Source organism: Pseudomonas sp. MWU12-3103b, assembly GCF_023100615.1.
Lineage (GTDB): Bacteria > Pseudomonadota > Gammaproteobacteria > Pseudomonadales > Pseudomonadaceae > Aquipseudomonas > Aquipseudomonas putida_A.
In genome coordinates this window covers 737,848-751,125 of the sequence record NZ_JALMEY010000001.1, presented here as the reverse complement: position 1 = coordinate 751,125, position 13,278 = coordinate 737,848, and the positions used below count along the sequence as shown (strand labels likewise).

The following is a 13,278-nucleotide window of genomic DNA, read 5'->3' as shown; positions in this document are numbered from 1 at the left end:
CCTACTGAGGGCCTATAGCTCAGTTGGTTAGAGCAGAGGACTCATAATCCTTTGGTCCACGGTTCAAGTCCGTGTGGGCCCACCAAATTGAAAGCCGCGCATTGCGCGGCTTTTGCCTATCTATACCCTCCGCCCCTCTTCGCCTCTCCCTCCTAATAAATCAAAAGTGTCCACAAAATGTCCACCCTGTTTTTCTCAGCGGATCGGTTTTGTGTACCCGCGAAGCACCCAACCCTCGTAGATTTCCCCATCCTCCACCACAGAAACCATGAGCCACGACTTTTCAGAAGCGTCTAGGACCTGCAGCAAAGCCCCAATCGGAAGCTGCTTCGTAGACAAATACTTTTGACCCGGTCCCTCCCTCAAGGAAACGCGATCCCCAACCAGAACTCGGAATCCAACAAGTTTCTCTTTATCGACACCGGCTGGTGGATGTCGAGCAAGAGTTCGAGCTTCAGCCGGTGTCTTTGCAGAAGTAAAATTTTCACTGAAGTTCTTCTGAAGATCGAATCCTTGATTGATTGCCGCAAAAACCCAAGTCAAAACAATCACAAAAGCAATAAAGAACTGCAGCGACGGCGAAGAGATGCCTTTAAGACTTCCCGCACTCATAAACGCAGTAATGATTTCCCTCGTCGCATTAGAGCGCTGTTCTTCACCTACCAGACCACCACTTACGTCTAATGTCTCTCCCCTAGAAATTGCCTCATCGATCCCCGAAGAAACCTGATCTAAAGAAATTTGCCCATTACGAATTAAACCGTATAGTTCATAATGTTCTTTTATCAGACTGCTCATTACCTTCGGAGCAGTGGCTTTCCAAGCTTCTCCAATTTTACCGATTGATCTTAGCGCTTTGTTTAAATCGGAGTCTGGTTGCACAGCGGCATGATTCAGTGCCAAATTGAATTCACTGATTGCTCTGAGCGTTTTCCCAATTTCAGAATTTGGAGTAGCAAGTTGTCGGACTACGTTAAAACGCACCCGGTCGACTACTTCTGTAAACTTAAGAAACTCTTTACTACCCAATACTGATTGAGTTGCACCAAGAATGGACTTTACAGCAGCGCCGAGTTGATAAATCTCTTTCGAAACAGCAAGTTCTTTTACAGCTGTCCCAATCGCATAACTTTTCTGGGTCGCCCCAAGTGACGAAAAGTCTTTTTGATCCTCACTCATAGGCACCTACCTTCTTAGTACGAAATTTTGCCAACGGATTCAACTCCACAACCCCCGCCATATGCCCCGGACTAAAATGCGCATACTTCTGCGTCATCGCCAACGTGGCATGCCCCAAAACATTCTGCAGCGTAACAATATCCCCGCCATTCATCATGTAATGACTAGCAAACGTATGCCTTAAAACATGCGTCAGCTGCCCCGCAGGCAGATCCAGATCAATCGCAACCACCGCCCGCCGAAAAGCATCGTACGATGGCTTGAACGGCAACGCCTTCTTCAACCGCTTCTCAAGCGTCTCAGAGATCGGAATCGTCCGATTCTTACTCGACTTCGTCTTACTGTAGTGAATCAACCGATTGCGCACCTGACGCGGCTGCAGCGCTTCTGACTCCCCCCACCGTGCACCAGTCGCCAAGCACACCTCAGAAATCAGCAGCGTATCGTCCTCAAGCGTGGCCAGATGGGTCAGTAAACATGTGAGGCACGGATGTCGAAAAGCTCATCCAGTGAGATGTGCTTTTCGATGTGGTCGGCCGCCGGCGAAGGAAACCCCGCAGGGATTTGAAACGAGTAAAGCGGGAGCTTTTCGCCTGTGTCTGACAGGGGGCCAAGAATGGTGACGCTCATGATACGAACCTGACGAAAGTTAACCTGTATGCACATACAGTAAACGCGGAGTCCTACACGCGGTCAATGTGGCGCGTAGGACATTTCGACGGGTGACATCACGCTTGGGCACTTGCCAAGGATCGAGCGGTGGAAATGACGGCAGTTAGGAGCGCGATTGCAATCACTCTTGACCGCAAGTCAGCCGGATTTGCTGGAGACATCTGTTGATTCGTAGATGCCTTTGAACGGGATGACGTAGATACGTTTGCAGGTGTCTGAGTTTTTTCGGACGTAGACAACATCCCTCTCTACTGGACCACATGTAGTGACGGCCGTGGCGTCAGCCAGAATCGTGTAGTCCATAAAGGCGTGGGCTTTAGGAAACGTGTACATCCCAAGCCCGAGAACCGACGTGACAAAACAGATTTTCAGAATAGAAAGCAGAATGGCATTCCCTCCCTCGTCCACCGTGTCGTTATTGAAACAACGCGGTGCCATCTTCACGCACATCCCTAGGCTGATCACAACCATTGAAAGGGGTACTGAATAGAGAAAGCCACCAATCGTCGATGCATATCGAATGTTCTCGACTTCAATCCCTGTCCTGGCGTTGATGACTTTCTCCGCAGCAATTTTGCAGATGTAGAAGATAACGGCCGTATAGACCAAGGAGGTGGGCCAATTTTTTATGAATACGTTTAGTTGGTCACGCGTCATGAAGGCGTAAATCGCGCCCCCAAAATACACAGATGCGAGGAACAGGAACGATTGCTCGTCCGGCGTTAGGTAATCACCCAAAATGGGGCCTACGATATTCGCGATAACCAGCACTGCGATAATCAGCAATGCATTCAAGATCCCTTTTTGTTGCTCAGTCATATTGCTCCCTAATGGCTTTTTGCGATCGAACGATGGCGGTTGATATTCGATGACTGATCGGCAATGCAGGACACCTCCGAGCCAGGAGTAGGAATAGGCTTCTTGTAAGGTAATGGGCCAGCCAGCGGTTGCAGGGGATCTACTCGCAGGATAATCTTCGGATGCCGCTGACAGTTCAGCGGCCGGGGGTCAGAGCCCGAAAGATCAAGGCGCAAAGCGCCCATACCTCTATCGCGGCGTTTTTTTTCGCCTGCGATAAGGCTTCATGGCGGCTGTGCGTGGGAGACCTTCGGGTCTGCCGGTTTCCTTGATTCCCGGTTTCTGACCCCGCGCACAGCTGCCACCCTTCCCGTCAGAAGGTTCGGTGACAGTCCATCAAATCAAGGAATGAAAAAGATGTGCACTCCAAATCCGTCCAGAGTTTTACCCCTCCTCCAGCATGGATCGCATAGCGATCAACCTCTCCGTCACCCAGTCAATGGGGGTGAAAAATGACCAAACCCGTCGAGTTGAAAACACTTGGTCTCGTAGCCCTTAATGACTGCTATAAAAATTCGCTGTTTCGTGTGAATAGCGGGATTCCGGTCGAACAAGCGTTATCCCAAGCATCTGACCTTTTGGGCTTGGCTACGACGTTTGCGGAAGACGCGGCGTATCAGCGAAACACTGACAGGCCTGCTTGGGCTGCGCATCATTTGACGGCAATGGGGAGAGCGGTTGTTGATGATGTTGTAGCAGCGATTCGTAAGCAGAAAGCGTCCTCCTAAGGGCGGGCACCAGCGCCGAGATTTTTTCTCGGGGACGCCTCGGCTACTCAGAGGCGTCTACCTTGAACCCGCGCACAGTTGCCACCTTTACCAACCCTTCACGTGTCCCGTTCTTTGGGGCCTTTAATGTCAAATCGGCTGTGCTGCTACAATGCGCGCCCTCCACCGCGTCCGGCGACGACAAAAATGGAATGGAAAGACCTAAATATTGGCGGCCGCCAGTACAGCATGGAGCATTTACAGCCCTTCGAATTGGTATTTGAGGTCGCAGGTAATCAGCTCGTCGTCAAATTCGAGTTTGGGCTTCACTGTTTTACCGATGACAAGGGGCATGGCCAATTGATTCGGCACAGGGGCGAAAGTCGTTATTTCTGCCCTGAACGTCATCACTGCAGTAGTCAAATCGCGGAGTACCTTCACAAACGATTTTTCAAAGGACTCGTTGTTCCATTCTACGTAGAAAACAGCCAGCGCTATTTCTGCCTAGACCTGCACGATTACGCTATTTTCTTCTCGATCAGCAAACCGCAAGGAACGACGAACCTACTAAAGGTACGGATAATTTCGGCGTATGAGGTAGCTGAGTGGGGGCGCGCGAAGCTACCCAAGGGTAAGCCGCATAACGTTCGATACATCCTAGAGATGCGTAACGCTGGCAAATCTGTCTGAAAACAAAAAACCCCGACGCTTTCGCATCGGGGTTCTTTGTGAATCTCAATATCGGCCTGTCCTTTCGCGGTTTCCCGCTTATCCCGCTCACTGGCTAGGAGTGGCTTACGCCACCGAAATCAACACCCCTCGCTTCCAAGGTTCCGGTCTGTGCTGGCGTGGAAATAATAACGTTTATATGTATTTCTGGCAACCATCAAGGTGCGCTAAACGCACCACATCCATAGAAAAATACGTGCTGAGCGTTCATCTTTTGTGGTTATGGTGCCTAGGGCGCCAGAGCAGACCGCTGCTCAAGCATAATCCAAAGATGCCAAGAAAAGCACTTCTCCCCCTCCCGCAGGCAGGCGTCATACATCGTTTGTTTGGAAAAGATGCAGATGTTGAAACACTTAAGCCACCCCAAGCGCGCCGTCGGAAGAAGGCTGAGCCAGCGACTTCATAAAATGCAGTGTTTTGCAGTGGCCCGAAGAAGACGAGCAGAAAGGCATGTTGAATTGGGAATGGTGGCCGCGCCGAATTTTTCGCCGAGGAGTCACTAATTCCCGACCCAAGGTAAAATCTCCTTGGACATTTGGCAAGGATTGTCGATTTTTATGAAAAGCATAAAAACGCACAGAAAAAAATGCTCGAGTCGATCGAGTCTGAGAAAGAGTAAGGCGGCTCGTTCTACCGATAAATTTTGTGATCGCTAAAGGAGTTCCAGTGGACATAGCGAAAATTCGAGCAGGAAAGCGGGTGAGTGTGCCAAGGGAAAAGGTGAACCAGCCTAGGCCTTGGGAAGAGCCATATGGAACGGTGGTGGGTACGATCAGCAACGAGGGTGTTTCTGTTCGACTGGATGGAGAATGCGCAACGGTCATCAGAGTTCGCCCTGAAGACTTGGACGAAGAATAGCCCTCTCCATCAATTCAAGGTGTCCAAAAAGTGTCCACCTGCGGTGGGGACATGAAGGAAATAGGTTAAAAAAATGACCAGTGCCACAGCAGCGTTATAGAACCGGTTTGTGAAAGCGCACATTTTTGATGGACTCATAATCCTTTGGTCCACGGTTCAAGTCCGTGTGGGCCCACCAAACATACAAAGGCTTATGCTTGATGGCATAGGCCTTTTTTGTTTTTGTGTCTCGTCAGCCACTCAGTCGACCCCATCCACCTGGATGTGAGTGGTGCCTGCGGGTCATACGTAAAATCAAATCGCAACGGAGCACGCAATGAGCGTAATGGAAAAGGAACTTCCAGAAATACACATCGACGATACCCTCAAAGTTCTTAAACACTTGAGTACATGCAGACCCCTGAAGGCATCTGCACGGCGTAGCAGACTCGAAGTGAATGCGGAGAAATTTGCCAATTGGTGTCTCATTCTCGGCGGTGCCGGGATGGCCGTCGCGGCCTGCATGGCCTACTGGCATACGTCGCAGACTCCGTTGCCGGAAGAGGCCAAATATCTGGCTCTCTATCTTGTGTTCTTCTCGACAATATCTACTTTGCTGTCACTGCTTACACCCATGGCGGCACTGGTCTACGCGCTTTTCCGATGGGAGACCATCACCTTGAAAAGCATGATTGCCGATGTCAGACACGAGAATGCGTTGGTAGATTCACTTGAACCTCATTCGGAAGTGGCACTTCTAGATGCAAAGTATTGGCTCGAACTCAGAATCAATCGAGCAGAAGCGCGTGTCGCCCTGTTTTTTGGAGAAAAAGCTGCAGCCCTTGCTCTGCTGGGAACGGCCTACGTCTGCGCGGAAAAATTCGGCGGTTTCCCCTGGATCAGTAAGACCTTGTTGGCCGGACCTGTGAGCGGAAACTGGGGTGATAGCGCCTTATTGATGATCATTGCCTTGGTACTCGGTCTTTCAATAGGAGCGGTATTGCTCAAACGCGTAAATCTCCGATACCGCTTCCAGATCGAACTTATCGATCAAGCCTTACGCAGAATGGCCAGATAACGGTCAATCCAACGCATAAAAATCCGCGCAATTACGCGGATTTTTCTGTCCACTCTTCGCGCCCCGTTGGCCAATCATTCGATTACCGCCCACAAGCGTCTCGTCGGTTGAGCCTGTAACATGCTCGCTCCAAGATCCGCGCCCTATGGAGCCCTCCTTGCCCGACATCCGCCCGCCCGTGCTCGATGAAATCGACCGGCAGCTAATCGCCGCCCTGCAAATCAACGCTCGCGAGAGCGTTGCCATGCTTGCCCGCCAATTGGGCATTGCGCGCACCACAGTGACGTCGCGACTGGCGCGTCTGGAAAAGGCCAAGGTGATCACCGGTTATGGCGTGCGCTTGGGTCAGCGTGTCGTCGATGGTGGGCTGCAAGCCTACGTCGGGATCAAGGTGCAGCCGCGTTCTGGCAAGGAAGTGCTGCGTCGCTTGAGTGCGATGGCGCAGGTGCAGCAGTTGTGTGCGGTGAGTGGCGAATTTGATTATGTGGCGTGGCTGCGCACCGACTCGCCGGAGCAACTGGATCAATTGCTGGATCAGATCGGCAGTGTGGACGGGGTGGAGAAGACCACGACGTCGATCATTTTGAGTAGCAAGATTGATCGAGGGCAGCCGGTTTGAGTAGTGGCAATAACCTTTCGGTTGGCAAATAGGGCCTCTTCGCGAGCAAGCCCGCTCCCACATTTGACCGGGTTGAGCGCAGAATCTGCGCCAGACACAAATCCACTGTGGGAGCGGGCTGGCTCGCGAAAGCGGTTTGTCAAACGCCGTCCTTAGTGGAGGGAATATCGCCTTCGCGAGCAAACTCGCTCCCAAAATGATCGAAGTGAAGTCAAAGATTGTCACTTTGATCAATAGAATGGCAAAACGACGACACTTTGCGTCTTATTAACGTGTTCTACGCTCCCTAGAATGGCTGGCATCTTTTCCTATACTCAGACGCGCATCCTGCGTCGGGTCGCCAGCAAGGTCAGCCATGAACAAGAACAATCGCCATCCTGCAGACGGTAAGAAGCCCGTCACCATTTTCGGCCCGGACTTTCCGTTCGCCTTCGACGACTGGATCGAACACCCGGCCGGTCTCGGCAGCATTCCTGAACACCATCACGGCGCTGAAGTGGCGATTGTCGGCGCGGGTATCGCGGGTCTGGTGGCCGCCTACGAACTGATGAAGCTCGGCTTGAAACCAGTGGTGTACGAGGCCTCGAAACTGGGTGGCCGCCTGCGTTCGCAAGCGTTCAACGGCACCGACGGCATCGTCGCGGAACTGGGTGGCATGCGTTTCCCGGTGTCCTCTACTGCGTTTTATCACTACGTCGACAAGCTCGGTCTTGAGACCAAACCGTTCCCGAACCCGCTGACACCGGCCTCCGGCAGCACAGTGATCGATCTGGAAGGCAAAACCCATTACGCACAAAGCCTGAAGGATCTTCCTGCACTGTTCCAGGAAGTGGCTGACGCCTGGGCGGATGCGCTGGAGGCCGGCTCGCAGTTCGCCGACATCCAGCAAGCCATTCGCGACCGCGATGTGCCGCGCCTCAAAGAACTCTGGAACAAACTCGTTCCGCTGTGGGACGACCGCACGTTCTACGACTTCGTGGCTACCTCCAAAGCCTTCGCCAAACTGTCATTCCATCACCGCGAAGTGTTCGGTCAGGTCGGCTTCGGTACCGGCGGCTGGGACTCGGACTTCCCCAATTCGATGCTGGAAATCTTCCGCGTGGTGATGACCAACTGCGACGATCACCAGCATCTGGTGGTTGGCGGTGTGGAACAAGTGCCGCAAGGCATCTGGCGGCATGTGCCGGAGCGCTGCGTGCACTGGCCGGAAGGCACCAGCCTGAAATCCCTGCACCGTGGCGCGCCACGTTCCGGCGTGAAGAAAATCGCTCACGCCCCGGATGGCCGCTTTGCCGTCACCGACAACAACGGCGACACCCGCGAATACGCTGCCGTGCTGACCACCTGTCAGAGCTGGCTGCTGACCATCCAGATCGAATGCGACGAAACCCTGTTCTCGCAGAAGATGTGGATGGCGCTGGACCGCACGCGCTACATGCAATCGTCGAAGACCTTCGTGATGGTCGACCGGCCATTCTGGAAGGACAAGGATCCAGAAACCGGCCGCGACCTGATGAGCATGACCCTCACCGATCGCCTGACCCGCGGCACCTATCTGTTCGACAACGGTGACGACAAGCCGGGGGTGATCTGCCTGTCCTACTCGTGGATGAGCGACGCGCTGAAGATGCTGCCGCACCCGGTGGAAAAACGCGTAGAGCTGGCGTTGAACGCGCTGAAGAAGATCTACCCGAAAGTCGATATCGCCGCGCGGATCATCGGTGATCCGATCACCGTGTCGTGGGAAGCCGACCCGTACTTCCTCGGCGCATTCAAAGGCGCCCTGCCCGGCCACTATCGCTACAACCAGCGCATGTACGCGCACTTCATGCAGGACGACATGCCCGCCGAGCAACGCGGGATTTTCATCGCCGGTGACGACGTGTCGTGGACACCGGCGTGGGTCGAAGGCGCGGTGCAGACTTCGCTCAACGCAGTGTGGGGCATCATGAAACACTTCGGCGGTTCGACACATAAAGAGAACCCGGGCCCGGGTGATGTGTTCAAAGACATCGGCCCTATCGCCCTGCCCGAGTAAGAGGAATCCCCGATGCGTGTAGCCCTTTACCAATGTCCACCGCTGCCCTTGGAACCCGCCGCCAACCTGCATCGCTTGCAGCAACTGGCGATGGAAGCCAAGGGTGCCGACCTGCTGGTGCTGCCGGAAATGTTTCTGACCGGCTACAACATCGGCCAGGAAGCGGTTAGCACCTTGGCCGAGGTCTACAACGGCGAATGGGCGCAGCAGATCGGTCGAATCGCCAAAGCCGCCGGGCTGGCGATCGCTTACGGATACCCCGAGCGCACGGCCGACGGGCAGATCTACAACGCCGTTCAATTGATCGACGCGCACGGCGAGCGCCTGTGCAATTACCGCAAGACCCATCTGTTCGGCGATCTTGATCGGTCAATGTTCAGCCCCGGCGAAGATGATTTTCCGGTGGTTGAACTCAACGGCTGGAAGCTCGGTTTCCTGATCTGCTACGACCTGGAGTTTCCCGAGAACGCGCGGCGTCTGGCGCTGGCCGGCGCCGAGCTGATTCTGGTGCCGACGGCAAACATGATCCCGTTCGATTTCGTCGCTGACGTCACCGTGCGTTCCCGTGCCTTCGAAAACCAGTGTTACGTGGCGTACGCCAATTATTGCGGGCAGGAAGGCGAGATCCACTATTGCGGACAAAGCAGCATCGCCGCGCCGGACGGCAGCCGTATCGCCCAGGCCGGACTCGATGAAGCATTGATCGTTGGTGAGCTGGATCGCCAGTTGATGGCCGATTCCCGCGCCGCCAATCGCTACCTCAACGACCGTCGTCCCGAGCTTTACCAAGCGTTGAACAAGCGCTGACCCCGCCCAATCCGCTAGCATTGGCACTTCACTGTTCTGGAAGTGCCCATGCCTGCGCCGACTCACCCCCGCCCCCACACTGAAACCCTGCCAAACGGCTTGCGCGTGACCCTGCGTCAGGTGCCCGGCTTGAAGCGCAGTGCCGCTGCGTTGCGGGTGGCGGCCGGTAGCCATGATGTGCCACTGGAGTGGCCGGGGCTGGCGCATTTCCTTGAGCATCTGCTGTTTCTCGGCACTGAGCGTTTTCCTGCGAGTCAGGCGCTGATGGCCTACGTGCAAAGTCACGGTGGTCAAGTGAATGCAAGCACCCGTGAACGCACCACCGACTTCTTCTTCGAACTGCCGACCTCGGCCTACAGCGCCGGGCTCGAGCGCCTGTCAGACATGCTCGCCCAGCCGCGTATGAATCCGCACGATCAGTTGCGCGAACGCGAAGTGCTGGACGCAGAATTTGTCGCGTGGTCGCAAGATCCCACGGCTCAGCAGGAACTGGCGCTGTACGAGGGATTGCCGGCCACACATCCGCTGCGCGGGTTTCATGCGGGAAATCGCGACAGCCTGAAAGTTGAGTTACCAGCGTTTCAACAGGCGCTGAAAGATTTCCACCGGCAGTTTTATCGCACCGGACAAATGACGCTGAGCCTGGTCGGGCCGCAGAGCATCGAGGAATTGCGCGCAATGGCGCAGCAGTTTGCCGCGGCGCTACCGACTGGGGATAAGGTCGAACAGGCAGCGCCGCTGCCATTGGCAGTAAAAAGTTATCAACAGGTCGGCGAGCGAAGCAGCAATCTTTTGTTCGCTTTCGAAGCGCTGCCCGACTCGTCCGCCGAAGCGCTGGCGTTTCTCTGCCATTGGCTGAACAGCGCCAAGCCCGGCGGGCTGCTCGCCCATTTGCAGCAACAACGCCTCGCGGACGGTTTGAAAGCCGTGCCGCTGTATCAGTTCGCCGGGCAAGCGCTGCTGCATCTGCAATTCACCACCCCAGCCGAATCCTTCAGCGCCATTCGTGAGCAGTTTCTGGACTGGTTGAGCTTCTTTGCCGCGCAACAGGACTGGGCAGCGTTGCGCGAGGAATACACCAGGCTGTTTGAGCGTCAGCAGCAAATCAGCGGCGCCCTGCAACTGGCGCGGCTCGACAGTGAACAACGCGAAAACGGTCTGTCGGAAAACGGCGTGGTCGCGCTCAAACAGATCCTGCACGACATCGGTGTTGTGGATAACTTCAGCGACCATTGGCACCTGCCTGCCGCCAATCCTTTTCTAGGCTCCAACGAGCCGCTGGCCAACGCCGGCCTGATTCGCGGCCAGACCAGCGCCCATCGTGGGTTGCGTACTTTCGCTCAGGATCGCTCGCGCGGTCGGCGTGAGCGTTCGCCGATGCAATTCAGCCAGGCGTTGCCGGATCATAGCGACCACGGCGCGATTTATTTGCGTTGGCAAACGCAGGCGGCGGCCGGCACAGATCTGCAAGGCAAGCTGCGACGCAGTCTGCGGGAAACGCAGGAAGATGCGCGGCAGGCCGGCGTCGAGTTGGCGTTCAGTGCCACCGGCACGCAGTGGCTGCTGAAACTGACGGGCCTGCAGGAGCCGATGCCCAGTGTCCTCGAACACGCGCTGAAATGTCTGACGCAAATTGACGCCGATTCAGCGAGCGCAGAGGCAGAAACACCGTTGATACCGATCCGCCAGTTGCTCAAGGCGTTGCCTGAATATTGTCTGTCATCGGCCGTCGAGTCGAACGACGTCAAACAGCTGTGGACAACTTCGCGCTGGGACGGACTGGCCCTTGGCCTCAACGCACAGACGCAATCGGCCATGGGCCTGGCACTGAGCCGCATCCCCGGCACACCGGACAATCAATTGCCGGCAGCGACGGCGATCAACCCGCAACATCTGTGGAGCCACATCGACACCGCGTCCAGCGAGCATGCGTTGCTGCTGTTCTGCCCGAGCGCCAGCCGCGAGATCGCCGACGAAGCCGCCTGGCGCTTGCTCGCGCAGCTGTGTCAAACCCCGTTTTATCAGCGCCTGCGGGTCGAATTGCAATTGGGCTACGCGGTATTCAGCGCCTTGCGACAGATGCATGGCCAGAGTGGATTGCTGTTCGGCGTGCAGTCGCCAGATACTGCGCCCGTTGAGCTGCTCGGCCATATCCAACAGTTCCTCGAGGGCATTCCTGCGCTGATCGAAAACCTCGATGAAGAGGACTTCAACCAGCAACGCCAGTCACTCGCGGATCAGTTCGATGAGAGTCATCTGTCCGGCAAAGACGCCGCCGAGTTGCTGTGGCAGGCCAAGCTCGCCGGCCACTCGTCGGATTATCTGGCGCAACTGCACACAGCCATTGGTCAACTGAAACGCTCAACATTGCTGGAGGCAGCGCAGCGCTTGCTCAACGCCAAGGGCGGCTGGCGCTGCCTGGCCAGCGAATCGTCACCCGGCGCGCCGTGGCAAGCGACAAAATGATCATTACCAAGGCTGCAAGGAGCTTTCTCAAAGATTCACGGGCAATACCGTTGAAATTTTGAGTAACATAGCAGCCTAACTATTTGGAACATCCCGGCGCGGTCATGGACTATAACTATGGACAGCGCTATCCCACCCACCCAATGAGGAGTCACCCTATGTCCTGGACAAAACCGGCTTACACCGACCTGCGTATCGGCTTCGAAGTCACCATGTACTTCGCCAGCCGCTGAGTTCTGCCTACGCAGACTTGCAGTGCAACGCCTCGGCTCGCCGGGGCGTTTTATTTTCAGCGTTGAAAGATGGGAGCGTTCATGTTCGTCCAGATTCTGGGTTCGGCCGCCGGTGGCGGATTTCCGCAGTGGAACTGCAACTGCGTCAATTGCGCAGGCTTTCGCGACGGCAGCCTGAATGCCAAGGCCCGCACCCAATCGTCCATCGCGATTTCCGATGATGGCGTGAACTGGGTGCTGTGCAATGCTTCGCCGGACATCCGCGCGCAACTGCAGAGCTTCGCCCCGATGCAACCGGGCCGAGCCCTGCGCGACACCGGCATCAGCGCGATCATCCTGATGGACAGCCAGATCGACCACACCACCGGCCTGCTCAGCCTGCGCGAAGGCTGCCCGCATCAGGTCTGGTGCACGGACATGGTTCACGAAGATTTGAGCACCGGTTTCCCGCTGTTCAAGATGCTTACCCACTGGAACGGCGGTTTGAGCTGGAATCGCATCGAGCTCGACCAGAGCTTCACTGTCGCTGCCTGCCCGAACCTGCGCTTCACCCCGCTGCCGTTGCGCAGCGCCGCGCCACCGTATTCGCCGCACCGTTTCGACCCGCACCCGGGCGACAACATCGGCCTGATCGTCGAAGACATGAACACCGGCGGCAAACTGTTCTATGCACCGGGGCTGGGCAAGGTCGACGCACCGCTGCTGGAAATCATGGCCGGAAGTGATTGCCTGCTGGTGGACGGAACGCTGTGGGATGACGATGAAATGCAGCGCCGTGGCGTCGGCACCCGCACCGGTCGCGAGATGGGCCACCTGGCGCAGAACGGCCCCGGCGGCATGCTCGAAGTGCTGGAGCAATTGCCTGAGCAGCGCAAGGTGCTTATCCACATCAACAACACCAACCCGATTCTCGATGAAGATTCGCCGGAGCGCGCGGAGCTGGCGCGGCGTAATGTTGAAGTGGCCTATGACGGCATGAGTATTGTGCTGTAGCGGATGGCCCCATCGCTGGCAAGCCAGCTCCCACAGGATTCTGTGGCGTTCACAAACCCTGT

At 55.8% G+C, this 13,278-nt stretch carries 11 protein-coding genes, 1 tRNA gene and 2 pseudogenes; 10 read left to right on the top strand and 4 right to left on the bottom strand.

The genetic code is table 11. From position 1 onward, the window contains the following. Window positions 1-8 precede the first annotated feature (8 nt). Window positions 9-85, top strand: a tRNA-Ile gene (locus M0808_RS03435). A gap of 110 nt (window positions 86-195) precedes the next feature. Here the strand turns inward: M0808_RS03435 and M0808_RS03430 are convergent. The 4 genes and pseudogenes from M0808_RS03430 to M0808_RS03415 all read right to left on the bottom strand — a co-directional run bounded on the left by M0808_RS03430 (window position 196) and on the right by M0808_RS03415 (window position 2,670). Further along, window positions 196-1,179, bottom strand: a complete 984-nt coding sequence (locus M0808_RS03430) for an SH3 domain-containing protein (protein WP_247839917.1) — start codon at window positions 1,177-1,179, stop codon at window positions 196-198. Beyond that, window positions 1,172-1,615: pseudogene (locus M0808_RS03425) on the bottom strand (tyrosine-type recombinase/integrase); the annotation flags it as partial. The gene M0808_RS03430 and the pseudogene M0808_RS03425, both read right to left, overlap by 8 nt. A gap of 35 nt (window positions 1,616-1,650) precedes the next feature. Continuing rightward, a pseudogene (locus tag M0808_RS03420) lies at window positions 1,651-1,809 on the bottom strand (peptidase S24); the annotation flags it as partial. A gap of 180 nt (window positions 1,810-1,989) precedes the next feature. Further along, window positions 1,990-2,670 (bottom strand): hypothetical protein, encoded by a 681-nt coding sequence (locus M0808_RS03415; RefSeq protein ID WP_247839913.1) that lies wholly within the window; start codon window positions 2,668-2,670, stop codon window positions 1,990-1,992. 491 nt (window positions 2,671-3,161) lie between these two features. Here M0808_RS03415 and M0808_RS03410 point away from each other — a divergent pair, with 491 nt between their 5' ends. The 9 genes from M0808_RS03410 (at window position 3,162) to pqqB (ending at window position 13,216) form a co-directional block, all read left to right on the top strand. Next, a complete protein-coding gene (locus tag M0808_RS03410; protein WP_247839911.1) occupies window positions 3,162-3,437 on the top strand; it encodes a DUF3077 domain-containing protein in 276 nt (91 codons plus the stop codon). Between the two features lie 228 nt (window positions 3,438-3,665). Next, a complete protein-coding gene (locus tag M0808_RS03405; RefSeq protein WP_348773031.1) occupies window positions 3,666-4,106 on the top strand; it encodes a hypothetical protein in 441 nt (146 codons plus the stop codon). A 1,213-nt stretch (window positions 4,107-5,319) separates the two neighbouring features. Further along, window positions 5,320-6,060 (top strand): hypothetical protein, encoded by a 741-nt coding sequence (locus tag M0808_RS03400; protein ID WP_247839907.1) that lies wholly within the window; start codon window positions 5,320-5,322, stop codon window positions 6,058-6,060. A gap of 157 nt (window positions 6,061-6,217) precedes the next feature. After that, the gene (locus M0808_RS03395) at window positions 6,218-6,679 is read left to right on the top strand and encodes an Lrp/AsnC family transcriptional regulator (RefSeq protein WP_007910086.1); all 462 of its coding nucleotides are present in this window, start codon (window positions 6,218-6,220) and stop codon (window positions 6,677-6,679) included. A 355-nt stretch (window positions 6,680-7,034) separates the two neighbouring features. Continuing rightward, window positions 7,035-8,717 carry an NAD(P)/FAD-dependent oxidoreductase gene (locus tag M0808_RS03390; protein WP_247839905.1) on the top strand — a complete coding sequence of 561 codons (1,683 nt, stop codon included), beginning with the start codon at window positions 7,035-7,037 and terminating at the stop codon, window positions 8,715-8,717. A gap of 12 nt (window positions 8,718-8,729) precedes the next feature. Continuing rightward, on the top strand, window positions 8,730-9,524 hold the full coding sequence (locus M0808_RS03385) for a carbon-nitrogen hydrolase family protein (protein WP_247839903.1): 795 nt from the start codon (window positions 8,730-8,732) through the stop codon (window positions 9,522-9,524). A 48-nt stretch (window positions 9,525-9,572) separates the two neighbouring features. Then, window positions 9,573-11,990, top strand: coding sequence for a pyrroloquinoline quinone biosynthesis protein PqqF (gene pqqF / locus M0808_RS03380; RefSeq protein WP_247839901.1), 2,418 nt, complete (start codon window positions 9,573-9,575; stop codon window positions 11,988-11,990). Window positions 11,991-12,148: 158 nt separating this feature from the next. Next, on the top strand, window positions 12,149-12,223 hold the full coding sequence (pqqA, locus tag M0808_RS03375) for a pyrroloquinoline quinone precursor peptide PqqA (RefSeq protein ID WP_003422658.1): 75 nt from the start codon (window positions 12,149-12,151) through the stop codon (window positions 12,221-12,223). Window positions 12,224-12,304: 81 nt separating this feature from the next. Further along, entirely contained in the window at window positions 12,305-13,216 is a 912-nt protein-coding gene (pqqB, locus tag M0808_RS03370) for a pyrroloquinoline quinone biosynthesis protein PqqB (protein WP_247839899.1), read from the top strand. Window positions 13,217-13,278 lie beyond the last annotated feature (62 nt).

Excerpts from the sequence above, each read along its gene's own strand:
- M0808_RS03430 (WP_247839917.1), bottom strand. The coding sequence starts at position 1,179 with ATGAGTGAGGATCAAAAAGACTTTTCGTCACTTGGGGCGACCCAGAAA.
- M0808_RS03415 (WP_247839913.1), bottom strand. The coding sequence starts at position 2,670 with ATGACTGAGCAACAAAAAGGGATCTTGAATGCATTGCTGATTATCGCA.
- M0808_RS03410 (WP_247839911.1), top strand. The coding sequence starts at position 3,162 with ATGACCAAACCCGTCGAGTTGAAAACACTTGGTCTCGTAGCCCTTAAT.
- M0808_RS03405 (WP_348773031.1), top strand. The coding sequence starts at position 3,666 with ATGGAGCATTTACAGCCCTTCGAATTGGTATTTGAGGTCGCAGGTAAT.
- M0808_RS03400 (WP_247839907.1), top strand. The coding sequence starts at position 5,320 with ATGAGCGTAATGGAAAAGGAACTTCCAGAAATACACATCGACGATACC.
- M0808_RS03390 (WP_247839905.1), top strand. The coding sequence starts at position 7,035 with ATGAACAAGAACAATCGCCATCCTGCAGACGGTAAGAAGCCCGTCACC.
- M0808_RS03385 (WP_247839903.1), top strand. The coding sequence starts at position 8,730 with ATGCGTGTAGCCCTTTACCAATGTCCACCGCTGCCCTTGGAACCCGCC.
- pqqF (WP_247839901.1), top strand. The coding sequence starts at position 9,573 with ATGCCTGCGCCGACTCACCCCCGCCCCCACACTGAAACCCTGCCAAAC.
- pqqB (WP_247839899.1), top strand. The coding sequence starts at position 12,305 with ATGTTCGTCCAGATTCTGGGTTCGGCCGCCGGTGGCGGATTTCCGCAG.